This window comes from Colwellia sp. 6_MG-2023 (assembly GCF_030547765.1).
In the GTDB taxonomy this organism is placed as follows: Bacteria; Pseudomonadota; Gammaproteobacteria; order Enterobacterales; family Alteromonadaceae; genus Colwellia.
The window spans coordinates 24,984-49,862 of record NZ_JAUOPP010000011.1 but is presented as its reverse complement, the minus strand read 5'-3'; the positions used below and the strand labels follow the sequence as shown (position 1 = coordinate 49,862).

General features: G+C 35.9%; 20 protein-coding genes. 13 read left to right on the top strand and 7 right to left on the bottom strand.

Features of this window, described 5'->3' with window-relative positions; all coding sequences use genetic code 11:
* The first annotated feature begins 182 nt into the window (after nucleotides 1–182).
* The 9 genes from Q4503_RS08850 to Q4503_RS08810 all read left to right on the top strand — a co-directional run bounded on the left by Q4503_RS08850 (nucleotide 183) and on the right by Q4503_RS08810 (nucleotide 10,142).
* Nucleotides 183–1,175 carry a hypothetical protein gene (locus Q4503_RS08850; RefSeq protein WP_252727566.1) on the top strand — a complete coding sequence of 331 codons (993 nt, stop codon included), beginning with the start codon at nucleotides 183–185 and terminating at the stop codon, nucleotides 1,173–1,175.
* Nucleotides 1,176–1,332: 157 nt separating this feature from the next.
* On the top strand, nucleotides 1,333–2,385 hold the full coding sequence (locus Q4503_RS08845) for an aldo/keto reductase (RefSeq protein WP_303602036.1): 1,053 nt from the start codon (nucleotides 1,333–1,335) through the stop codon (nucleotides 2,383–2,385).
* A 391-nt stretch (nucleotides 2,386–2,776) separates the two neighbouring features.
* Nucleotides 2,777–3,958, top strand: a complete 1,182-nt coding sequence (locus Q4503_RS08840) for a thiamine pyrophosphate-dependent dehydrogenase E1 component subunit alpha (RefSeq protein WP_215973755.1) — start codon at nucleotides 2,777–2,779, stop codon at nucleotides 3,956–3,958.
* 2 nt (nucleotides 3,959–3,960) lie between these two features.
* Nucleotides 3,961–4,938, top strand: a complete 978-nt coding sequence (locus tag Q4503_RS08835; protein ID WP_215973756.1) for an alpha-ketoacid dehydrogenase subunit beta — start codon at nucleotides 3,961–3,963, stop codon at nucleotides 4,936–4,938.
* 40 nt (nucleotides 4,939–4,978) lie between these two features.
* Nucleotides 4,979–6,253, top strand: a complete 1,275-nt coding sequence (locus tag Q4503_RS08830; protein WP_303602035.1) for a 2-oxo acid dehydrogenase subunit E2 — start codon at nucleotides 4,979–4,981, stop codon at nucleotides 6,251–6,253.
* A gap of 261 nt (nucleotides 6,254–6,514) precedes the next feature.
* Nucleotides 6,515–8,395, top strand: a complete 1,881-nt coding sequence (locus Q4503_RS08825) for a protein kinase (protein ID WP_303602034.1) — start codon at nucleotides 6,515–6,517, stop codon at nucleotides 8,393–8,395.
* A gap of 525 nt (nucleotides 8,396–8,920) precedes the next feature.
* On the top strand, nucleotides 8,921–9,622 hold the full coding sequence (aqpZ, locus tag Q4503_RS08820) for an aquaporin Z (RefSeq protein ID WP_303602033.1): 702 nt from the start codon (nucleotides 8,921–8,923) through the stop codon (nucleotides 9,620–9,622).
* 116 nt (nucleotides 9,623–9,738) lie between these two features.
* On the top strand, nucleotides 9,739–9,900 hold the full coding sequence (locus tag Q4503_RS08815; protein WP_159821012.1) for a YqaE/Pmp3 family membrane protein: 162 nt from the start codon (nucleotides 9,739–9,741) through the stop codon (nucleotides 9,898–9,900).
* A 50-nt stretch (nucleotides 9,901–9,950) separates the two neighbouring features.
* Complete coding sequence (locus tag Q4503_RS08810; RefSeq protein WP_215973759.1) at nucleotides 9,951–10,142, top strand: DUF3185 family protein; 192 nt, start codon at nucleotides 9,951–9,953, stop codon at nucleotides 10,140–10,142.
* Between the two features lie 117 nt (nucleotides 10,143–10,259).
* On the opposite strand, the gene Q4503_RS08805 is transcribed toward Q4503_RS08810, so the two are convergent.
* From Q4503_RS08805 to Q4503_RS08790, 4 genes are all read right to left on the bottom strand, one after another.
* A complete protein-coding gene (locus Q4503_RS08805) occupies nucleotides 10,260–11,546 on the bottom strand; it encodes an NAD(P)/FAD-dependent oxidoreductase (protein ID WP_303602032.1) in 1,287 nt (428 codons plus the stop codon).
* 271 nt (nucleotides 11,547–11,817) lie between these two features.
* Nucleotides 11,818–12,894: a patatin-like phospholipase family protein gene (locus Q4503_RS08800; RefSeq protein WP_303602031.1), complete on the bottom strand. Its 1,077-nt coding sequence runs from the start codon at nucleotides 12,892–12,894 to the stop codon at nucleotides 11,818–11,820.
* A gap of 343 nt (nucleotides 12,895–13,237) precedes the next feature.
* Entirely contained in the window at nucleotides 13,238–15,370 is a 2,133-nt protein-coding gene (locus Q4503_RS08795; protein ID WP_303602030.1) for a TonB-dependent siderophore receptor, read from the bottom strand.
* A 610-nt stretch (nucleotides 15,371–15,980) separates the two neighbouring features.
* Nucleotides 15,981–17,324 (bottom strand): anti-phage deoxyguanosine triphosphatase, encoded by a 1,344-nt coding sequence (locus tag Q4503_RS08790; protein ID WP_303602029.1) that lies wholly within the window; start codon nucleotides 17,322–17,324, stop codon nucleotides 15,981–15,983.
* 167 nt (nucleotides 17,325–17,491) lie between these two features.
* Here Q4503_RS08790 and Q4503_RS08785 point away from each other — a divergent pair, with 167 nt between their 5' ends.
* Nucleotides 17,492–18,268, top strand: a complete 777-nt coding sequence (locus Q4503_RS08785) for an ABC transporter substrate-binding protein (RefSeq protein ID WP_303602028.1) — start codon at nucleotides 17,492–17,494, stop codon at nucleotides 18,266–18,268.
* A gap of 56 nt (nucleotides 18,269–18,324) precedes the next feature.
* Here Q4503_RS08785 and cmoB read toward each other — a convergent pair whose 3' ends face one another.
* Entirely contained in the window at nucleotides 18,325–19,290 is a 966-nt protein-coding gene (cmoB, locus tag Q4503_RS08780) for a tRNA 5-methoxyuridine(34)/uridine 5-oxyacetic acid(34) synthase CmoB (RefSeq protein WP_215973765.1), read from the bottom strand.
* Between the two features lie 66 nt (nucleotides 19,291–19,356).
* A complete protein-coding gene (gene cmoA, locus Q4503_RS08775) occupies nucleotides 19,357–20,106 on the bottom strand; it encodes a carboxy-S-adenosyl-L-methionine synthase CmoA (protein WP_303602027.1) in 750 nt (249 codons plus the stop codon).
* 291 nt (nucleotides 20,107–20,397) lie between these two features.
* Between cmoA and aspS the strand changes: the two genes are divergently transcribed.
* Both aspS and ruvC read left to right on the top strand, forming a co-directional pair.
* Complete coding sequence (gene aspS / locus Q4503_RS08770) at nucleotides 20,398–22,182, top strand: aspartate--tRNA ligase (RefSeq protein WP_215973871.1); 1,785 nt, start codon at nucleotides 20,398–20,400, stop codon at nucleotides 22,180–22,182.
* 68 nt (nucleotides 22,183–22,250) lie between these two features.
* Complete coding sequence (ruvC, locus tag Q4503_RS08765; protein WP_215973767.1) at nucleotides 22,251–22,778, top strand: crossover junction endodeoxyribonuclease RuvC; 528 nt, start codon at nucleotides 22,251–22,253, stop codon at nucleotides 22,776–22,778.
* 81 nt (nucleotides 22,779–22,859) lie between these two features.
* On the opposite strand, the gene Q4503_RS08760 is transcribed toward ruvC, so the two are convergent.
* On the bottom strand, nucleotides 22,860–23,960 hold the full coding sequence (locus tag Q4503_RS08760) for a Gfo/Idh/MocA family protein (RefSeq protein WP_303602063.1): 1,101 nt from the start codon (nucleotides 23,958–23,960) through the stop codon (nucleotides 22,860–22,862).
* Nucleotides 23,961–24,217: 257 nt separating this feature from the next.
* Here Q4503_RS08760 and ruvA point away from each other — a divergent pair, with 257 nt between their 5' ends.
* Entirely contained in the window at nucleotides 24,218–24,847 is a 630-nt protein-coding gene (gene ruvA, locus Q4503_RS08755) for a Holliday junction branch migration protein RuvA (protein ID WP_215973768.1), read from the top strand.
* Nucleotides 24,848–24,879 lie beyond the last annotated feature (32 nt).

The following is a 24,879-nucleotide window of genomic DNA, read 5'->3' as shown; positions in this document are numbered from 1 at the left end:
TTACGTCTATAAACATTTTATTCAACAGTAAAATAAAAGCCCAATCTCTATCTGTTGGGTATTATCACCTAAATAGCACGAGTGAACTGTCAGAGGTTTATTAAGATAAAAGCTGCATTATACTACTGACTTAGTTACGCTAGCCTTTTATATTGTATTATTTTAATTTATTAGGTTTCCTTATGATTTTAAGTTGTTTTTTTCGCAGAAAGCTTATCTCTAATTTAGTGTTTCTTTCATTGGTAATGACAAGCTCCATGATTTGGGCACAATCACTTGTTATCTTGGCTGATACTCCCTATAGCGATAAAGAAAAAACAATGCTGCAAGGGCCCGATGGTGTCTTATACCAACTAGTTAACAACGTTAAGCCAACAGTCGTTATGCATCTGGGTGATATGAAAAGTGGTGGTGAGTCGTGTACTGATGAGCTGCTAAAACAGCATAAGGCCATTATTAATCAAGTTTATCCTGGGAAGATAATTTATACCCCTGGTGATAATGAATGGACTGATTGTGACCGTGATACGTTAACTTACAGCTTTAATGAGTTAGAACGGTTAGATTTCATCACTACATTGATGTATCAAACACCGCCATTATTAGATAAATATTTAACCGCTATTAAGGCGCAGCCTGCACAAATAGAAAATAAATTATGGATTAATGATCGCTTAGCTGTAGGTACTCTACACATAGTTGGCACTAGTAATGGCAGAAATCATATCGATAAGTCAAATGTAGCATTGGCATTAAAAAAGGCAGATAAACGCGATGAGTTCAACTTTGCTTGGCTTAGTACCATTGAGAGTAAAGCAGAAGATTATGATGCTTTAATCATAGGCTTTCAAGCTGATATTTATCAAAAGGAAGTGTTGGAAAGTGGTATGTGCGACACCGTTACATTGAAAAAATGCGATGCTTTTATACAGTACCGAAAAGCATTTACAGAACTAGCAAAACGAATTAATAAACCTATATTAATTAGTCATGGCGATACAGGTGATTTTTGTTTTGAAAAGCTTGATGATAACTTATGGCATTTGAATGCAGCAGGAGATTTTAGTTATCTCGATGGAACTAAAGTTACATTTAATAAAAACTCAGTTAAAGAACCTTTTACTGTTAACGGCCTAATCAATACACACTTACCTCATAACGAATGTATTAATTAACCAGAATCATGTGGTTGGTATTTTGTGGTTAAAATTCTTTTTCAAAAAATTCTCGAAGTTGATTGTTGAAGTAGATTGCTGAAGGTTGTGGGGCTGTGCAACTTTGAATTCTTTTGTTAATCTTCATATACACTTATTATCAGGTTATAAAAATTTTATGAAGTATGTTCCATTAGGCAGTAGTTCTTTAAATGTTTCTCGAGTGTGTTTAGGTAGTATGACTTGGGGAGTACAAAATAATCAACAAGATGCTAATGCTCAAATTGACTATGCATTAGCGAAAAATGTTAACTTTATTGATACCGCTGAAATGTATGCAGTGCCGCCATCAGAGCAAACCTATGGTAAAACAGAAGCGATTATTGGTAACTGGTTAGCAGCTAATCCAGCTAAACGTAAAGATATTGTACTTGCATCAAAAATAGCTGGGCCAGGCTTTTCATATATACGTGAAGGAAGCCAGATTTCAGGTAAAACCGTTATTGAAGCGATCGACACTTCGTTAGCGCGCTTACAAACCGATTATATTGATTTATACCAATTACATTGGCCTAACCGTACTTCGCCACATTTTGGTAAACATTGGCCAAATAGTGATGGCTTCTTGGCAGAAGATACTGCTGAAGAAACTGAGAAAATGTTAGATATATTACAAGGGTTAGCGGATAGTGTTAAAGCAGGAAAAATCCGGTATTGCGGTCTATCAGACGATACGCCTTGGGGAATAAACCAATATTTACGCTTAAGTGAAAAATATGATCTCCCACGTATGGTGTCTATCCAAAATGAATTCAACTTATTACATACAAAAGACTGGCCTTATTTAATTGAAAGCTGTGTTCGTGAAAATATTGCTTATTTACCTTGGTCGCCGTTAGCGACAGGGATATTAACAGGTAAATATCTAAATGGAGCTCGTCCAGAGGGCAGTAGATGGACTTATATGCAAAGAAATGGCTTATTTAGAGACACAGAAAATAGCAATGCTGCTGCTCAAGCGTATGTTAATTTAGCGAATAAGTTTGATATAACTCCGGCACAATTAGCGTTGGCTTGGTGTGATCAAATTAGAGGCGTAACTTCTACTATTATCGGTGCAACAACCTTGCAACAGTTAGAAGACAATATAGCCGCATTTAGCACTGAATTACCTGAGCAGTTACTAATTGAAATTAATAATATTTTAAAAAAATATCCAGCCCCTTTTTAATAAACGATTCTATAACTGCCATCGTCTTTATCTTCCTGTTAAAGTCGAAAATATAAGTATGTAGCACCAGACATACTTACTTTGAAACATATCATCCATGAGCTGCTTTTATTAAAGTGGCTCATTTTATTGACAAATAATTACACCTCCTTTCCTACTGTAAACATTTTTGCTCACTTCTTATAAAAATAGGTCAACTTCATTAAGGTAGAATCTTGTTAATCAGTTTACGTAAAGGTAAAGTTTTGTTCGAAAGTCAAACATTATTGACTATACTTTTATAGCAATAAATAAAATGTGCAAATAAAAAAGTATAAATTATTTTCATCATCATCCAACAAACGTTGGTTAAATAATGATTAAAAAAAGCACAATACAATAAGAGAATGTTATGAGCAATGAACTTTATAATGATGGACCGGTAGTACATAAACCTACTTTTATCGACGGTACAAGTGTTGAAATTCCTGAATTAAAAATTTTACAACAAGACGGCACTGTTTATGAAGGCAGTGATATGCCAGATATCGATGAAGCATTAGCAGTCAAAGTATATAAAACCTTTGCTTTTCATCGAGTCTTAGATGAACGTATGGTGGCATCACAGCGCCAAGGTCGTTTAAGCTTTTATATGGCGGCGTTAGGTGAAGAAGCTGCAAGTATTGGTGGTGCTGCAGGTTTGAAGCCACAAGATATGATTATGAGCCAATACCGTGAGCAAGGCGCATTAATGTTTCGTGGTTTTAGTCTTGAAAACTTTATGAATCAAATGTTTTCTAACGATAAAGATTTAGGTAAAGGCCGTCAAATGCCCATTCATTATGGTTCAAAAGAATTGAACTATATGACTATTTCTTCTCCTTTAGGCACTCAAATTCCACAGGCAACAGGTTATGCGTATGGACAAAAGCTACAAGGCTTAGATGCAGTAACGCTATGTTATTTTGGCGAAGGGGCCGCATCAGAAGGTGATTTTCATGCCGGTTTAAATATGGCTGCAGTACAAGAAGCACCGGTTATATTTTTCTGTCGTAATAATGGTTACGCAATTTCCACACCAGCAGATGAACAATTTAAAGGTAACGGTATTGCTTCTCGCGGTGTTGGTTATGGTATTAAAACATTACGTGTTGATGGTAATGATATTTTAGCTGTAGTTAAAGCGACCCAAATCGCGCGAGCGTATGCGTTAAAAGAAAATGCGCCAGTGTTAATTGAAGCCATGTCGTATCGCTTAGGTGCTCATTCTACCTCTGATGATCCTTCTGGTTATCGTACGCGTGAAGAAGAACAAAAATGGCAAGCTAACGATCCTATTGTACGCATGAAAAATTGGATGCTTGCACAGAATTGGTGGGATGAAGCGCAAGAAACTGCATTGTATGAAAAACTAAGAGAAAAAGTATTAGCTGCTGTGAAGGTTGCTGAAAAAATAGAAAAACCTCACATTGATACCTTAATTAGCGACGTTTACGATGTCCCATCAGCTCAGTTAACAGCACAATTAGAACAAGTTAAAACACATATAAATAAATACCCAGAAGCCTATCCATTTACTGCAGGGAAATTTTAGTTATGGCACAAATGAATATGTTACACGCGATTAATAATGCCCTTGATATTGCGATGGATGAAGATGAAAGTACCTTATGTTTTGGGGAAGATGTTGGCCATTTTGGTGGCGTTTTCCGGGCGACTTCTGGTTTACAAGATAAATATGGAAAAATGCGTTGTTTTAATACCCCGTTAGTTGAGCAAGGTATTATTGGTTTTGCTAATGGTTTAGCAGCTCAAGGATCACGCCCGATAGCTGAAATTCAATTTGCGGATTATATTTTTCCTGCTTTTGATCAAATTGTAAATGAAGCCGCTAAATTTCGTTACAGAAGTGGTAATGAATTTGATGTGGGCAAATTAACTATTCGCTCGCCTTATGGAGGCGGCATTGCAGGCGGTTTATACCATAGCCAATCACCTGAAGCTTATTTTGCTCATACGCCAGGGTTAAAAATTATTATTCCTCGTAATCCTTATCAAGCTAAAGGTCTACTATTAGCCTCGATACGTGATGATAACCCAGTTCTATTTTTTGAACCTAAACGCCTTTATCGTGCTTCTGTGGGGGAAGTACCAACAGAAGACTATCAACTACCACTAGGTAAAGCTGAAATTGTACAAACAGGAAGTGATATCACCCTATTAGCTTGGGGTGCTCAAATGGAAATATTACAAAAAGCAGCTGATTTAGCAGCTAATGATGGTATCTCTTGTGAAGTAATAGATTTACGCAGCATATTACCTTGGGATGTCGACACAATTGCTAATTCTGTTATTAAAACGGGTCGTTTGTTGGTCACTCAAGAAGCGCCATTAACGGCAGGTTTTGCTAGTGAAATAGCAGCAACTATTCAACAAGAATGTTTTTTACATTTGGAATCACCTGTAGAGCGAGTGTGTGGGTTAGATACACCTTACCCATTAGCACTTGAAAAGGAATATGTTGCCGATCATCTAAAAATTTATGAAGCTATTAAACGCAGCGTAAACTATTAATTTACTGAATGATTTCTGATTAAGAAAATAGGAAAAAAATATGAGTATTGATTTTATTTTACCTGATATAGGTGAAGGAATTGTTGAATGTGAGCTTGTTGAATGGCTTGTAGAAGAAGGTGAGCAAGTAGCTGAAGATCAACCTATTGCCGATGTTATGACAGATAAAGCATTAGTACAAATACCGGCAATGCATGCTGGTGTAATAGAAAAATTATTTTATCAACAAGGTGAAATAGCACAAGTTCATGCACCGCTTTATTCGATGAGACCCGATGATTTACAATCAGAAGAAACGTTGGTTGAAGAAACAGCTTCAGCTGAAAATATTAAACCAGTTGTTGAATCAAGCAGTGCAGCGATAAGTGAAAGTAATACCAAGTCAGTTCAAGAAGATCATAATAAATTATGCCATGGTAAGGCTATTGCTAGCCCAGCAGTACGCCGTGTTGCACGTGAATTAGATATTGATATTAGTGAAGTGAAAGGGTCAGGTAAAAAAGGTCGGGTATACAAAGATGATGTGGTTGCTTTTGAGCAAGGTGGCAATAATGCTATTAGTGCTACTAGTACATTGTCAGCACAAGTAGAGTCTAGTTATGTTGAAAAAATCAAAGGTGTTAAAGCATTAATGGCAAAAGCCATGGTTGATTCTGTGAGCACGATTCCTCATTTTACTTATTGTGAAGAAATTGACATGACGGAGTTGATAAAGCTACGTTTAGCCTTTAAAGAAGATCCTACCATTAAGGCTGTATTGGAAAAAGCTGATAGTAAATTGACGATGATGCCCTTTTTTATGAAAGCTATTTCGTTAGCATTGAAAGAATTTCCTGTAATTAATAGTCAAGTAAATGAAGATTGTACCGAATTAACTTACTTCAATGATCATAATATTGGAATGGCGGTAGATTCAAAAGTGGGCTTGTTAGTCCCTAATGTTAAGCAAGTACAAACTAAATCAATTTTAGATTTAGCGATTGATATTACACGTTTAACTAATGATGCGCGAAGTGGGAGAGTGCAAAGTAGTGACTTAAAATTTGGCACTATAACAATTTCTAATATTGGCGCTATTGGTGGCACTGTGGCAACACCTATTATAAATAAGCCTGAATCGGCTATTGTTGCTTTAGGTAAAGTACAAGTGCTACCAAGGTTCAATGATAAAGGTGAAGTTGAAGCTCGCAGTATTATGCAAGTTAGCTGGTCTGGTGATCATCGTGTTATTGATGGCGGCAGTATTGCGCGTTTTTGTAATTTGTGGAAATCCTTTTTAGAAAAACCAAGCAATATGTTAGTTCATATGAGTTAATTTACCCAAGGATGAGAGTTTTATAGTTTATCGCTGAGCCTTTATAAATTATTTACCACTGGGTATAAAAGTATAACTCGTTGATATAATTAATTGGTAAGTTATAGATTGAAACACGCTCAAATTGGGCGTGTTTTTGTATTTGCAGATGTGTTTTAGTATAAATAGCCGATAATAAAGCTTGCTAGAGTAGGTATACTGAACAGAAGGCCGTTTTTATAAATAGTTTTTAGAGAATAATGCAGGGCAGGCGATATTTTTGTGACCGAGATCTTAATTAAAAATAATACAAAAAGTGGAGAAAAAAAACTTCAGCATTTCTATATTGCTGAAGAGCAATCTATTTACCTGCTAAACCACAAAGATGCGACAAAATTAAAGAAATGGGTTGAGCTGTGTCAACAACAATTGAAGTTTCTTGGTTATCATAATATTGCGCTGTTGGGGAAAGGAGCTTATGGTTTTGTTTTTTCCGCCGTAAATATTGCTGAAGAAGAGGTCGTTTTCAAATTTTCTCGTGCTAATTTACCACAGCATGTTCAAGATAGGTTGAGTGAAGAAGCTGATATTCAAAGCCAGCTTAATCACCCTAGAATCCCTAAAGTGATTGATTATCAAAAAATCAAACGTCAATCAATTCTACAAATGACTCGAGCGAAAGGTATTGATTTAGAAAAGCTTTCTCATCAACGGGGTCCTCTTGCCCCTGAGTTAGTCGTTAGTATTGCCATTCAGTTAGCTGAAATTTTGCTGTATTTACGCGACGAAAGGGCACATCAACACAGCCAATCTAAAGGGAAACCTTATGTGCATGGTGATATAAAGCCTTCAAACATTGTTTTTGATGAAAATACAGGGTTAGTGCAACTGATTGATTGGGGATCGTCTGTTATTGCGCAGCTTGATGTAAAAGGACAAAGTACCAGTAATAATGTCATGGACTTGATGAGTAGTGATTTACAACACAGCAATGCTAGGCTGGGTGATGTTTATTTTATAGGGCCAGAGCAAATTAGTGGTGGCTTGTCTTCGCCGCGTTTTGATGAACAAGGTTTAGCTGCCACATTGTATGCCATAGCGTCGGGACAATCGTGTCGATATGGCACTAAAATCATCGAACCAAATTCGTTAGGTCTACCTAAGATGCTAGCTAATGTCTTAACGGCTATGTTGAGTGATGATGAAAAAAAACGTTGTGAGGCAGGTGACTATTTTTTTAAAAATTTATCTTATTTAAAGCAAATAGTGTTATCAGATAAACCGACGGTTATAAAAGCTGAAGCACTTATTCCTGTGTGGGTTAAATCAAAATCAGCGAGTAAAGCAGGAGAAATAGATACAGTTGTTTATGGCTCACGCAAATCATTCTTAAGAGAAGAAGCTAATGGTGATAGCTTAAGTGATATTGATGATGTGCAGCTAGAAAAATATTATAAAAACTATTTAATGGGCATGGGCGATAATGAAAAAGCCTTTATTGCTGCATTGGGTAGATTAGGTAACTTCCCTGTTGTTGGTGGTTTAGCTATTCGTTGGGCCAAAGAAGGGGTTTATGTTGATTCAAACTTAACTTTGTTTGAACCCAGCTTAAAATACTCTTTTGAAAGTGCAGTGAATAATATGATTCATTTAGCACAAGGGATTTTTCGTATTGGTATGTTTAAGAGTTGCTTATTTAATGCCAGAAATACCCTTCATATTGAACGTAATAATTCAAATAAGCCTTTTATCGCCGACCCTAAGCAATATATACCGTTTGAAGTCAGTGATGTTGCTGATATTGACGATGTTACCCGTCTTCATTCTTATTTTGAAGATGGCAAAGATCCCGATGAGTATTTATATTTACCTGAAAAAATGATGGAAGTTTTGGCGCGTATTAATTTAATTCATCACACAGGGTGCATCATCTTTGAGGTATTACCTAAGCATTTAAAAATACACAGCTATTTGATGTTACTTAATCATGATAAAGGCGAAGAATTTAGTCAATGCTTAGCAGAATTAATGGCACTATTACCAACCATTGACGGCATTGGTATTTCAGGTTTTATGAAATTGCCTTATAAAGATACACGCTTTTTTGAACATATTAATAGTCTACCCGAACGTTTTTACCCTAAAAACCCCAAGTTAATTTAAGTTTACTTAACCTGAACTCGGTTTAAGATGTTTTTAATTTATTGAAATTATTAATAATATAACTATATTTTATACTCTAACTTGATAGTTTTGCTTAATTCAAGGCAAATTTCGCGTTAATACCTAGTCTATTGCAAGTAAATTTAACGAGGAAGTAAGGAGAAATAACGGTTAGAGAAAGATTTATTAAACCGAGCTAAGGTTACTTAAATGACAGCTATTATTCCTGCACTTTTTAAATCTTTGTAGATTATATTATTCGATTGTTTTTTAATTTTTTGTATTAATTTTATTAAATAGATAAAAAATTGTGACTTTTGAGTTTCTTATCCGTTTTAGAGCTAGTACTAGCATAGTACTCAAAATACCTGTTGGCATTTTACTATGTCATAAGCCAAAAAATTAAACCTTGGAAATATAGCCGAGCTGCTATAGTTAATTAGGTAAATTGGCATGGCGTAACCTTCAACTTGATATATAAAGAGCCCAACAGAATATTACTTCTATAATTATAAAGGGATAAAAATGACATTAACAAAAAAATTGGGTGCAGAGTTTATAGGCACTTTTTGGTTAGTACTTGGTGGCTGTGGTAGTGCTGTGCTTGCAGCAGCATTTCCAGATGTTGGCATTGGGCTATTAGGTGTTTCTTTAGCATTTGGTTTAACGGTATTAACAATGGCGTTTGCTATTGGGCATATCTCTGGTTGTCATCTTAATCCTGCCGTTTCAATTGGTCTTTGGTCTGGTGGTCGATTTTCAGCTGCTGAACTGGGTCCATACATTGTTGCACAAGTTGCTGGTGGTATTGCAGGAGCAGCAGTGTTGTACATTATTGCTAGTGGACAAGCGGGTTTTGATGTTACAGCGGGATTTGCCTCGAATGGCTATGCAGAGCACTCTCCAGGTGGTTATAGTTTAACAGCGGCATTAGTAATTGAGATTGTAATGACATTTATGTTTCTTATAATTATTTTAGGTGCTACAGATAAACGTGCTCCACAAGGATTCGCTCCTTTAGCTATCGGTCTTGGTCTTACATTAATTCACCTTATTAGTATTCCTGTCACAAATACATCAGTTAATCCGGCAAGAAGTACAGGCGTTGCCATTTTTCAGGGCGATTGGGCTGTATCTCAATTATGGCTTTTTTGGGTAGCACCCATTGTAGGAGCTATATTAGCCGGGATAGTTTATCGATGGTTTGAAGCTGACGAGAAGGCTTAAACAATAGCCATGATAATTGGTAACTAAGGTGTTTTATGTTTTTAGTTAAAAAAGCACGTGTATGCCAATATGATCAGGAAAATTTACACTTAGATGATTACAAGGAAATATATTTTATGAATAAACTAATACACATTATTTTAGCTTTGCTATTGCCACCTGTAGCGGTATTTTTGAAAAGTGGTGTAGGTAAAGATTTATTAATAAACATTATCTTATGCTTATGTTTTTATGTCCCAGGTATTTTACATGCCCTTTGGTTGATAACAAAAGATTAGTGCAATCTTTTTTCTTGCATGTAAACAACAAAATTAATTAGGAGTAAAAAATGGATAACAGAATTATTGGTGTGATCCTTATCATTGCTGGGGCGGCTCTCGGTTTATGGGGGTACGACGTTTATGATTCAGCTAGTTCTCAGCTAAGTCGTACATTAAATGGAGATACACCTATTGAAGCTTGGGCAGGAATGGCTGGTGGAGCAATTGCAGTTTTAGCTGGTATTATAAAGTTAAAGTAATATTTTTAACGTTATTTAGGTATTGATAATCAGTTAGCAGATAGATGACTGATTGTTCGGTAGGTCGATATAAATGTCGACCTACCTTTAGTTATACAGTCAGAGATATATACAAGGTTAATGCAATTTTAACCTAGGACGTAAAATACGGTTAATCCGTTCAACTAACATCATTAAAGCCGTTTTAATATAACCGTGCAGTGCAACCTTATGCATGCGATATAAAGAAGCGTAAACTAAGCGTGCTAAGCTTCCTTCAACTTTCATTGAACCTTTAGTAAGGCTTCCCATTAAACTACCCACAGTACTGTAATTACTAAGGGAAACTAATGATCCATAGTCAGTGTATTTGTACTCTCTAAGTGGCTTTTGTTTAAGGGTGGCAAAAATATTTTTTGCTACCAAAGAAGCCATTTGATGAGCTGATTGAGCGCGAGGAGGAACAAAACCACCTTGCGGTAGCGGGCAACTTGCACAATCACCAATGGCATAAATGTTATCATCTAGCGTTGTTTGTAATGTTTGCTTAACGACTAGTTGATTAATGCGGTTCGTTTCTAATCTTCCAATATCTTTTAAGAAATTGGGGGCTTTAATACCTGCAGCCCATACCATTAAGTCAGCCTCAATAAGTTCGCCATCTTTCGTTATTAAGCCTGCTTTTGTTGCTTCAGTCACCATTGTTTTAGTACGAACATCAACACCTAGGTTAAGTAATTCTTGGTGTGCAGAGCTAGAAATGCGCTCTGGCAAGGCGGGTAATATTTTTTCGCCAGCTTCTACTAGGCTAACCTTTAAGTCGGTGTTATTAATATGCTCAAAACCATAACTGGAGACTTGCTCTAATGAATTATACAGCTCAGCCGAAAGTTCAACGCCAGTAGCTCCTGCGCCCACAATAGCAATACTGACCTTATTGGTTTCTTTAACGCCTAATTGCAAATACTTATTAAGCATTAAATGATGAAATCTTTTTGCTTGTTGAGGATTATCTAAAAATATACAGTTATCACTAACACCTTTTGTATTAAAGTCATTAGTAACACTGCCTAATGCCATCACTAATATGTCATAATCTAGTGTGCTTTCTGGTAAGATTTCAGTGCCATCAGGATCAATGATTTTATCTAATTGGATAATCTTTGCTGCGCGATCAATATTTTTTAATGCAGCTAGTTTGAAATTAAAACCATGACTCTTTGCATGCACGCGATAACTTAACGCATCAATACCATCATCAAGTGACCCAGCGGCAACCTCATGTAATAAAGGTTTCCATAAATGCGTGTGGTTTTTGTCTACTAAAGTTATATGAGCCTTACCTTTCCTACCGAGTTTATTACCAAGTTTAGTGGCAAGCTCTAATCCTCCGGCTCCGCCGCCAACGATAACAATTTTATACATGGTATTTCCTCTCATATTTTTAGATTATTCATTAATATGCAAGCACAACATACTGTTAGTTAATTACTATTTTCGCTTATTTGTTTCGGATTAGCCATCGTTTGAACTATGGATAAAGCTCATTCATTAGTATAGTTAGCATAGCTATTTCTCATGCCTAGAGCGTTTTAGCAAAGTTCCTCTAGGTAATCTAAAATAAAATCACCAATAACCATACATAATATTAATCAGTCTACTGATTAAGCTAAAGATATTAGGTTAAAAGAGTAAATTAAAAACGCTGAATTTTATTGATATCTTGTTTAGCAATAAACTCATTAAACGCATCTGCTAATCGGTCTGTTTCGCTCAATACTTTAAGCCAATATTTAATACGAGTAGGAGCGTCTAATGTTTTAAAGTCATTTCTATCAGGAATTTTATTATAAGGTAATGATTGGATAAATTTTTCTGAAGGCACTAGTAATACGGTGTTTTCATAATGTTTATCGAGCACTTGACGAGACGAGCTCTTATCAAACCAACCCGCTTTAGGTGTATCACTAAAATGAGGATATAGGGTAAGGTTATCGAATTTTTTTTGTTTGGTATCAATCACTTTTTCATTGTGAAGTGCAAAGTCAAAATGATAATCAATAATACCACCATCTCTATAGGTACCTTGGGGGGAATTAGCAATATTTTTAATGCCAGACATCACCATGGGAATTGAGCCTGAAGCAAGAAGGGCATCAGGAATATTGTCTTGGGTAAAGTCTATGTAGTGACTAGTAAAGTTGTATGGATCATTTATGATCAAATTGCTTGATTTAGGACGATAGATAAATCGATCATATTGGTAACTTAATAAACGTCTATCTATTTTATTTAATAACATACTACCAAGTAAGCCAGCGCATTGAACCGCTTTATTTTCATAGCTTGTCAGCCCGTTACACTTAGCGACAATAAAATGTGCTTTGAAAATTTTATTGCTTAACACTTCATTTACACCGGATGTGCCAAAAATATGGGACAGCATATCAACAGCTGAATCTGATATATCAGCAGTGGTCGGCTTATCATCATACACTGTACGCGCGTACTTATCGGCTAAACGAGAAATAGCTGCTACAGGATCTTTTTGCGCGAAGCAAGCCGCACGAAATGCTCCAGCACTAGAGCCAATAAGGTTTAATTCTGTAGTGCGTTCTTTAAAGAAGTCACCGAATAGGTATTTATCTAAGCCGAAAAGGGTAAACCATTTTGGTCCACCTGATGCACCTAAGAAATTAGTAAACAGCTCTTGTTTAAAGCCATTTTCTTGAATCGTTGTTAAGGCGTTTTCGCCTGCGTAAATGTCTAGCATAAGTTATTAAATGGTATCGTTTAATGGAGTTGGAGTATTATTTTGGCGCGATAGATAATTGATATTACATTTAAATAAAGTATTAATCATAATTCTTTCTAATGCTTTGAATAATAATGGTGTTCTTGTTAATTTTTACAGTATAGCGAGGGAATTAGAAGATGAGAACAGCTTATGTAACAGATTATAAGGAGCTTTGTAGCATGTGCTTCAATAATACCGATTATAAAAAATAAACGCATTAACTATTTAACATGACCAAACAGGAGTTAATCGTGTTCAGGATGAATTATATTTAATGCGTTAAAATGAATACTTTTAACTTTTAACTTTTAACTAAAGCTTAAAAGCTATAAGTTAAGCCAACACTGGCTGTGATAGGCGCGCCATAAAAACCAATGTCTTTTAAACTAGTGATATACTTTTCATCTGTAATGTTATCAACATTAGCTTGTATAGAAAGATCGTTAGTTACGCTCCATTTAGCAAAAGCATTAAGAAGTAAGTAAGCGTCTTGTTTCACTGAGCCAGCAGCATTTTCAACGTCTGATTGCCATTTACCACCCAAACCAAGTTCAACTTCTGGTAACTTCGGTAAAGCATACCCTAATGAGAATTTAACCGTGTTTTTTGGTTCCCATGCACTAGTGCTCTCACCAAGTTCATCTTCTATATCGACAAAGGTATAAGAGAAATTAGCATTTAGGTTATCGGTAATATTACCTGCAACTTCAACCTCAAAACCGGTTGAATCCATTGTTGCGCCTTCGTAATAATAAGTTCCGTTATCATCAATACCAGCAAAAACGGCGATATTTTCTTGCTCAGCACTAAATACTGCAAATGTAGTCAATAGATTATCGTCAAACCATTGGGCTTTTACGCCCACTTCGTAATTAACACCTTTGCTAGGGTCTAGAAATTCACCATCAATATCGTACTGATCTAATGGTTGATAAATATCTGAGTAACTTACATATACATTAACATCGTCATTAATCATATATGTTGCAGCAAGGTATGGACTAATTTCACTTTCATCATTATCAACAGCCACACCTGAATTATTACCTTTACGGTTATAATCAATCGCATTAAACCCAGCGATAACAAATAAATCATCCGTTATATTCAACTTAGTCGATCCAAATATACGCGTAAGAGTGACATCAAGATCGGCATATGTAACTTGATCATCCCATTCTGGTTCAGGCAACGCGTCAGAGTTTGTTGAATAGGGGAAAGCTGGAGCGTATGTTACAGTTGAACCGTTATATTTAAAGTATGGTGCTGAGGCAATAGAAGGGTTTGTAAATGAAGTAGAAGTACTTTTGGAGGAACTTGTACCAAACATTAACTCGTGATTTTTACCCGCTAAGTTATATTCACCTTTAACAGTTACATCGAATAAATCAGCTTTAAACTCAGAATCATAACGGCCAGGTAAAGCAATTAAACCTAAGTTAGTTTCGCTGTCAAACAAACCTAGCGCATCATAAACATAGAGTAATTTACTTTGATCCTTAGATGCTTGTCTATTATAGGTAGCTTTCACTTCCCAATCGTTATTAAAAGTATAAGTATATTCAGCAAAAAAGTTTGTATTTACAGCATCCCACATAGTCCAGTCTTGAGTCGGACTACTACTTACATCAAAGTCTGCCTGTGTGCCATCGGCGTATGCTAATGATAAACCTCCCCACATAACACCATCACTATTAGCATCTTGGTGTGACGCACCAAAGGCTAGTGTTGAATTATCTGTTAGTTGGCCATCAACCACAAAAGAAATATAAGTGCGATCATCCTCTAAAGCATCAAGGTATGAACCAGAATCTTCTGCAACAGCAATAACGCGCGCTGCCCAACTACCGCTATCAGTTAAAAAGAATGAATAATCGGCTTGTAAACGTTTAAGATCGTACGAGCCTAAAGTTACACCTACTTCACCTTCATTTTCATTGGTTGGACGTTTACGTACATAGTTAATTGTACCAGCAGAGTTACCAACACCGGTTAATTGACCATTAGCACCACGAATAACTTCAATTTTTTCATAAGCGTAACTTTCCATTGCACCGGTAACAAGTCCCCAACCATTAGGTAGGCCGATACCATCTATTTGAGTACTTTGAATATCAAAACCGCGGGCTGTATATCGAGTACGGTTAGTTTCACCTTGTTCTACGGTAATACCTGTCGCCATTTTCATAACGTCATTAATACTATTCGCAGCAAAGTTTTCAATTTGTTCTGCACTTATAACGCTAATTGATTGTGGAGTTTCATTAAGCTCCATCGTTAAACCGGTGGCACCTTTGCTAACTCGGTCTTGACGAACGCCTACAATAAGTATTTTCTCAACATTATTATTTTCTATTTCTGCACTTTTTTCTGTTTGTACAGCTTGTGCATAAGCCGGAAGTCCCATAGCCAAAATTAACGTAGAAAATGCAAAAGTACATTTAAGTTTCATGTTTATCCTCAGGTTATCTATTCTGTTATTAGCAAATTTCTCGCCATTATACATTTAGTAACTTGTAATACAAATGATAATTGTTTTTATTTGTGCTAGTTATTGGAAAGTTAAGCTAATACCAATTTCATTAATTAATTGAACAATTGTATACGTAGCAAAAACGGCCAAATACAAGGCATTTATTGCAATAACGAGTTGTGTTATTTACTAAATAAATAATTTACTAAATAACGAGGCTGTTAGTGATTTTAGCAAGTAAAAATGATCATATAGCCAGTGAGGTTGGCCTAAGTTACTCTTTATATAAAATCGGCCTGTATTTATCTCTATAACCTGTTGGGGAATGTTATATTACTTTGTAATAAATAAGCACAAGTGGTCGTTTTCAGCCGTGCTTTTAACGTTAGAGAATATAGCTTATTTGATTAGTGAAAGTGAAGAAGAATTTGAACAATTCTCTTTGTAGATATATTTCTAAGGCTATTTAACGACTATCGCTATTAACCTTATGACCTTAAAGATCATTATGCAAAGTCATCATGAGTCTAATAATGTTATTCTCATTCACTGATTAAAGTAACAATGAGTTACGTTTTATGTGATTTACTTAGCTTAAATTATAACCGCTATTGGCGTTAGGGAAGAATAACGTTTGGTACAATCTTGTAGCATAGTCATCTGTCATTCCTGCAATATAATCAGCAATAACACGGTATTCATTTTCACCATTATCTTTAGCTTGTTGCCAACGTTTAGCACTATTTTTGGGCAATAACCTTAATGGATCAGATGATAATGCTTCAAATAGCTCCATCACTATTTGTTGGCCTCTATATTCAAGTCGCTGAATACTCGTTTGTTTTATAACAAAGTTATAAACGAAGTCTTTGAATATTTGTAGTACTTGCATTGTCACTTTAGGTAGTGTCGCATTGTACTTTAATAATGGCTCTTTGAAGTTAACATTAGTATAACGTTCATTTAAATCAGTTAATTCTATCGCGGTTATTAGGTAATTGACTAAGCCACCAATCGCGTCTTTTTGTAAATAATGTTGTTCGCTAAATAGGTTGCTCGTTAATGATTGGCAATACTGTAAAATCCAAGCGTCATCTAATTGCAATAATTTTTGAATAACATGAGTGTCAAAGTCATTCTGATTAACAACCCCTGTAACAATAGCATCTTCAAGATCATGGATACCATAAGCAATATCATCAGCTAGTTCCATAATTGAGCAGTCTAGTGATTTAAAGCGAGTTTTGTTATGACCTTTTTGTTGGATTTTTATTTGTTGAAATAATTCACGATCGGTTTCTGATAGAGGGGCTAGTAGCCAATTAATTATTTCTTCATCATCATAATATAACCCTTTAGGTGGATGCCATTCACCGGCTTTTAACTGCCTGAAATTATCAATAACTGAATGATTAGAGGCGTTGCTTAATTTTTCTAATGTTTGTGGATATTTTAATAAACCTAATAGCGTTCTTCGGCTTAAATTCATACCATGATGTTCGCTAAAAGGCTCTAAACGAGCAACAATTCTAAAGGTTTGTCCATTGCCTTCAAAACCGCCATGATCTCGCATCATGTAATGTAATGCTACTTCACCGCCATGCCCGAAAGGAGGGTGACCAATATCATGCGCTAAACAAATGGCTTCCACTAAGCTATCAGTAACTGGAAATAATGTTTGGCATAATTGAGGGTATTTACAGCGAAGTTGTGCGGTAATACCTGAGCCAATTTGCGCAGCTTCAAGAGAATGAGTTAACCGTGTGCGATAAAAATCACTTTGACCGCTACCCATGACCTGAGTTTTTGATTGTAATCGTCTAAAAGCGGCGGAGTGTAGAATTCTAGCACGATCTCGTTGAAAAGGATCACGATGATCATGTTGTCTTTTTGATACTTTCTTTAAACGTCTTTCCAACCAAACTTCATTCATAGCTTTCTCATACCGTCTTGATTTTTCATGAATAACAATATACCAATTGATGTTACACTGATTGATACTATAGCGAATAATAAATAGTATCAATCAGTCTTTATTTCGAAGTGAGCTAAGTATTAATTTGGGTATTAATTTAGGTATTAATTTAGGAGTGAATTGTTTTGAAATTTTTAGTTAAAACAAGTGTTTTTATAATGCTATTTTTTGCCTATATTCAGCCTAATGCATTTTGTGCTGAAGATAATCACATTATCTTGCTTGCCGGCTTATCTAAACCGCCTTTTATTTTTGTTGAGAATGATAAAGGTATGCAAATTGAAATTATCCAGGCGGCACTTGATAAATATCACTATCAAATAAGCTTTTTTTATTTGCCAATGACTAGGCATATAGAGGTGTATAAAAAACGTAATATTCAAGGCTTGATTACCTTATCAACGACAGAAAATGAATTAGGGTTATATCTTTCAAAACCTTATATAAGTTACCGAAATGTAGTGGTGACACTGGCAGATAATAACGTCAATATAACAAAAATTTCAGATTTATCAGGTATGCGCGTTGCTGGATTTCAAAATGCGCTCAAGTTTTTAGGAAAGGAATACAATGATATTTTCAAAGAGTCGAATAGTTATGTTGAATTAGCTGATCAGAAAAGCCAAGTAGCATTATTATTTACTCAACGAGTTGATGCTCTGGTAATTGATATAGATATTTTTAAGTATTTACTCACTTTAATGAAAAAAGAAGGCTTAAGTAAGAATATTTATAATGCCGAATTTGTCGTTCATCCATTGTTCGGAAATATTGATTATGTTGCTGGCTTTAGCAATCAGCAACTGCAGAAAGATTTTGATAATGGCATCAGCGAGATTAAGGCGAACGGTAACTATCAAAAAATTATTGATAGTTACCTAAAACCTCAAACTCAAAACTAGCTTAGAAAGCCTAGGATTTAGTAGGAAAGAATAATGAACCTGAGATCTTAGGTTCATTAAGCATTAGCAATAAAAATAGCCCTTTGTGGCGCTGGGTAGCCCTCGATTGTTTTACTGTTATCTTCTGGGTCTAAAAAGTCAGACAATGATTCAGTATCTATCCACTCTGTTTTTCGTTGCTCATCTAAGGCGGTAATATCTGTATTTACAACTCGAATATTGCTAAAGCCACAGCGCTCTAACCATGCGCACATTGCCTTAGCGCTTGGTAAAAACCAAACGTTGCGCATTTTAGCATAGCGTTCACCAGGTACTAATACCGTATTTTCATCGCCGTCTACAATTAAGGTTTCTAGCACTAGCTCACCACCTTTGACTAATTGTGATTTTAACTGGTAAAGGAAATCGATAGGAGAGCGGCGATGATATAAAACGCCCATGGCAAAAACAGTGTCAAAAGATTTTAATTCCGGTAATTGTTCAACACCTAAAGGTAATAAGTTAACCGCTTTATCTTGAATGAAATGTTGTACAGCATTAAATTGCATTAAAAAGAGTTGTGTGGGATCTACGCCAACAACAAATTTAGCTCCGGCACCGCGCATTCGCCATAAATGATAGCCGCTGCCACAACCTATATCTAAAACATACTTACCTGATAAATCGCCAATATGTTCCGCTAATCGATCCCATTTAAAGTCGCTACGCCATTCTGTATCTATGTGCAGGCCATGAATATGGTATGGACCTTTACGCCAAGGTTTAAACTTTTTCATTAAGTTTTCTAAGCGTTTTTCTTCACCGGGATTTAAATCACCCTTACTACCCACAGTAACACTTGTGGTTAAATCTACGTTGTTACTCTGACCATTAGGTAAGGCTTCTAGCGTTTTCTGCCAATGTTTAAATTCGCCATGAAGTTCGTTCTTTTGCCAGTGATCAAGCTGTGCAGGCAAAGTGTTTAACCAATGGCTTAAACGGTTAGTCGCAATTTGTTGATAAAAGTTACTAAAATTTGTCATAGTGTTTGTCTGTAGATTACTTCTATTTAGAAATTAATATATAAGGTAAAGTATTTGTTAGGTTAACTATTTTATTGCAATAAAAGAAATAAAATTAAAACACTGAAACCAAGGTGAAACATGGCTAAAGCCAGCCTCTTTTAAACGTTGAATATGTTGCTCTACTGAGTCAGTGCGCATCACGTTTTCTAATGCGGTACGCTTTTGTGCTACTTCTAATTCACTATAGCCATTTGCACGTTTAAAGTTATGATGTAAATCGATTAAGTGCTCATCAATAACAGAATCACCATGAGATATTTTTTCTGAAATAACAAGAATACCACCATCATTAATGCCTTCGGCTATATTATTAATTAAGCTTTGACGATCAGCTTTATCAACAAACTGCAGCGTAAAATTGAGCACGACCATTGAAGCATTAGTCACCTCTACATCTTGTATATTAGCTTCAATCACTTCGACGGGTGTTTCACCTTTAAAAGCATTAATATGCATTGTGCAGCGTTCAATCATTGCTGGTGAATTATCAACGGCTATAATTTTACATTTCGTGTTTTTTATACGCTTGCGCATGGCTAATGTTGCTGCACCTAAAGAACAGCCTAAATCATATATCAAGGTGTCTTGTTGTACAAAGCGTTGGCTCAGACGGCCAATAGTGTCAATAATTGTGTTATAGCCCGGCACAGAACGCGAAATCATATCGGGGAAAACTTCCACAACTTGTGCGTCAAAAGCAAAGTCTTTTACTTGTGCGTGTGGGTTTGAATAAATTAAATCAGTATTGGTTAAGTTAGTGTCTGAAGTATTCATGGCTTTCATTGTTGTAACAGTTTGAGTTATTTTAACTGATATTTATTCGATATATAAGCAAAGGAACCTGCAAAGTTGAATTTTAATATCGATTTACATGGGATAAAGCCATAACTGTCCTTTTTGAATGTCTGTTCAGTTAAGTTAATGAAATAATCACTCTGAGTTAGGGTGACTTTACTATTCATTGCTTTATAATATCCGGCATTTATAAGCTTGCACTAAGTTATTCATGGGTTGTTCATGATGTACCTGCAAGCAGTAGTTTCTATTATTATCAAGGCAAAAACTATGCGTAGTCTTTATTGTGGTGAGGTTAATGAATCTCATATTGGTCAAGAAGTCACTCTTTGTGGCTGGGTAAACCGTCGTCGTGACTTAGGTGCTGTTATCTTTTTAGATCTTCGTGATCGTGAAGGATTAGTGCAGGTAGTTTATGATCCAGATTTACCTGAAGTACTTGCCACGGCAAACACTTTACGTAATGAATTTTGTGTTCAGTTAAAAGGTAAAGTAAGAGCACGCCCAGAAGGTCAAGTAAATAAAGACATGAAAACGGGTGCTATTGAAGTATTAGGTTTAGAGTTAACGATTTTAAATAAGTCAGCGCCACTACCATTAGACTCAAATCAAACAAACTCAGAAGAGCAACGTTTAAAGTACCGTTATCTTGATTTACGTCGTGTTGAAATGACAGAGCGACTTCGTTTTCGTGCAAAAGTAACGTCAAAAGTACGTAGTTCATTAGAAAATTTAGGCTTTTTAGATATAGAAACACCTATTTTAACGGCGGCAACACCTGAAGGTGCGCGTGATTATTTAGTACCAAGTCGTACTCATAAAGGTAAGTTTTTTGCTTTACCACAATCACCACAATTATTTAAACAATTGTTAATGATGTCTGGCATGGAACGTTATTATCAAATCGTTAAGTGTTTCCGTGATGAAGATTTACGTGCTGATAGACAACCTGAATTTACACAAATAGATATTGAAACGTCATTTATGTCGAGTGATCAGGTGATGGAAGTCACTGAAACAATGATCCGTGAACTATTCAAAGAAATGCTTGATGTTGATTTAGGTGATTTTCCTCGTATGCCATTTTCTGAAGCAATGGCACGTTATGGTTCAGATAAACCAGATTTACGAAATCCATTAGAGCTAGTTGATGTTGATGATTTAGTCAAAGACGTTGAGTTTAAAGTGTTTTCAGGCCCTGCAAATGATGAAAATGGTCGTGTAGCTGTTATTTGTGTTCCTGGTGGAGCGGCGAAGTTTTCAAGAAAAGGCATTGATGATCTTACTAAGTTTGTTGGTATTTATGGCGCTAAAGGTATGCCATGGATGAAAGTAAATGATATTGATGCTGCCTTATCCACGGGTGTTGAAGGTTTACAATCACCAATATTAAAATTCTTATCAGCGGATGCCGCAAAAGCATTACTTGAACGCACTAAAGCGGCGACAGGTGATATTATTTTCTTTGGTGCAGATACTTATAGTGTAGTAAGTGAATCACTTGGTGCATTACGTCTTAAAATCGGTGAAGATTTAGATTTATTAGAAGGTGAATGGAAACCATTATGGGTTGTTGACTTCCCTATGTTTGAAGAAATAGATGGTCGTATGCATGCGCTTCATCATCCATTTACTGCACCAACGAATTTAACACCTGAGCAACTTGAAGCTAATCCATTAGGTGCTTTATCTGATGCTTACGACATGGTTCTAAATGGCTGTGAATTAGGTGGTGGTTCAGTACGTATCCATAAGCAAGATATGCAGTCAGCTGCTTTTAGAATTTTAGGTATTGATGAAGCTGAAGCACAAGAAAAGTTTGGCTTCTTACTTGAAGCGCTACAATATGGTGCTCCACCTCATGCTGGTCTTGCTTTTGGTCTTGATCGTTTAGTGATGTTAATGACTGGCACAACTTCAATTCGTGAAGTAATGGCGTTCCCTAAAACGACTACTGCGGCTTGTCCATTAACTAATGCGCCTGGTAATGCTAATCCTGATCAGTTAGCTGAGTTAGGTATCCAAAAGCTTGAAAAGAGTAGTGATGACGAATAAATAGTATTGAGTAGCGATTGCCAGTTATACTGGCGGTCGTTCTTATAACTAATGATTCGTTATTTACTATGTCAATAATCCTCGGTATTGATCCCGGTTCGCGCTTTACAGGCTACGGTGTTATTAATTATGAAGGACGCAGTTTTACCTATCTTGGTAGTGGTTGTATTAAAGCGCTTAGTCAAGGTGAAGATCTTGGCTCACGCTTACAAACTATTTTTGCGGGCGTTTCTGAAATAATTCTTCAATTTAAGCCTGATATGTTCGCAATTGAACAAGTCTTTATGGCAAAAAACCCAGACTCTGCACTTAAATTAGGACAAGCTCGTGGGGCTGCTATCGTTGCAGCAACTAATCATGATTTATTGATTGCTGAATACTCCGCAAGGCAAATTAAGCAGGCTGTTGTTGGCACAGGAGCTGCCGATAAAAGCCAAGTGCAACATATGGTCAAAACTATTCTTAGGTTACCTGGCACACCACAAGCCGATGCAGCCGATGCATTAGCCGTGGCATTATGCCATGCTAATAGCCATGAAAGTTTAGCAAAACTCACCGGACAAGCACAAAAGACAGTGAGAAGAAGATTAAGATAATACTTAACTAATACTAATGCCAAGTTTAGTTAAGTTTAGTTTAGTTAAGTTAATTCCATTAGTTTAAATAAACTAATGGAATTAATCATTAGGGTAAATGACCCCTATTTTCTTTCGTGCTTGGTCAATAATTGATATTACCTGTCTGCTTAATTCCCAGGTGGTTACTGGTGATTGTAAAGCGTCAATATTTACTGTTTTCACTGGTTTATTTAGGTGTTTATGTGCTTGAACTAATTCAATAAAATGTGATATTTCATAACTCATTGGTTGATGATTTTCAATTACACCTTTATCTGAATTTGTGCCTTTATTCATGCTGAGTAACTCATAACTGCCATTATTCAAAAACAGTTCAACTTTACTCATTAATGCAACAAATTCAATTCTTAATCGACCTAATTCGCCTTGAAATTCTACAAAGTTTTCACCATTACTTATTTTTGAATAGCTGATATTAGCGATCTTATCTCCATAATTTAGTTGTAAATCACCAGCACCGTCTACTCCTGTTTCGAGTTTTACGCCTTGGGCAGAAATAGTGTCAGGCTCGCCCCATAAAGCGACAACAGGATAAAGTGGGTATATACCAATATCAATTAATGCGCCGTTAGCAAACTCGGGTAAAAAAGTATTAGGTATTTGACTTGGTTTATCTGGCGTTAATATATTTTTTGCTAAAGAGTCGAGCGCTAGGGAGTATCTTGAACTGTATTGGCAATATTGGCCAAAATATTTACGCGGCTTTCCAATACGATAAATATGCTGTTTGACCAATGAAAAGTTTGGTAGATGTAAGCTCATTAATGCTTCCATAAAACAACAATTATTTTCTATTGCAGCAGATAATATTTCGCTTAACTCTTTACTATTTGATGCACTCGGTTTTTCGCCTAAGACATGTTTTCCGGCGTTCAAACATTGAATAGCTTGTTTAGCATGAAAGCTATTTGGAGACGCAATATATACAGCGTCAATATTGTCATCATCAAGCATTACAGCTAAATCAGTAAATACTTTTACTTTTTTACCATCATTTATATAATCATACTGTAACGCCTTAGCTTCACCTGTCGCTTGTTGACGAGAATATATAGCGTAAAAGTTAAATTCCTCAACTTCTACTGCGGCAGTTAAGAAGGTATCCACGATAAAATTACTGCCAATAATAGCCATGTTTATTTTTCTGTTGGGTAAAGAAGTCTTTTTCATAATGTATTTGTATGCTTAATACTTGTTGGTAAATAATTGATTTTTAGTAACTGCTCGTTTAGTTAAACGATAAGGAAAAATTGTATTCACTGTATTTTGGTTCTTCACAGTCTAAACTATCAGAAAATATAAACTAACTAAAATATTATCAGAATTAAAATAGTTTACTGTATAAATATCTAGTGGTATGATTTTATCATATTAATTGTTTTCTTTAGGTTTATCTTGTGATTGGTCGTTTATCTGGTACTTTAGTTGAAAAATTCCCCCCCGAAATTCTCATTGAGTGTGCAGGTGTTGGTTACGAAGTAACGATGCCAATGACAAGTATTTATGCACTACCTGAATTGCATGAGCAAGTGATTATCTACACTCATTTTGTTGTTCGTGAAGATGCACAATTATTGTATGGTTTCGCTAATACGACGGAACGAAAGCTTTTTCGGTTATTAATTAAAGTGAATGGTGTTGGCCCTAAATTAGCCTTAGCGGTATTATCAGCAATGTCAGCTGATCAATTTGTGAGTTATGTTGCCCATGATGATGTCTCTGGTATTGTTAAAATTCCTGGGGTCGGTAAAAAAACAGCTGAACGTTTGTTAATTGAAATGCGAGATCGCTTAAAGGACTGGCAAGTCACTTCGTTAACACCAGCAACGGATGCAATGCCAGTACAATTGACCACCGAAAATACTTTTGTGAATGATCCCTTCCGTAATAATAAAGGTGACGCGATTAATGCTCTTATTTCATTAGGTTATAAACAAGTACAAGCAGATAAAGCTGTTAAAGCTGTTTATAATGAAGGTATGTCGAGCGAGGATATTATACGCCTTTCTTTAAAATCGATGTTGTAAATACTCATACTGCCACTGTACTCTCCTAAAGC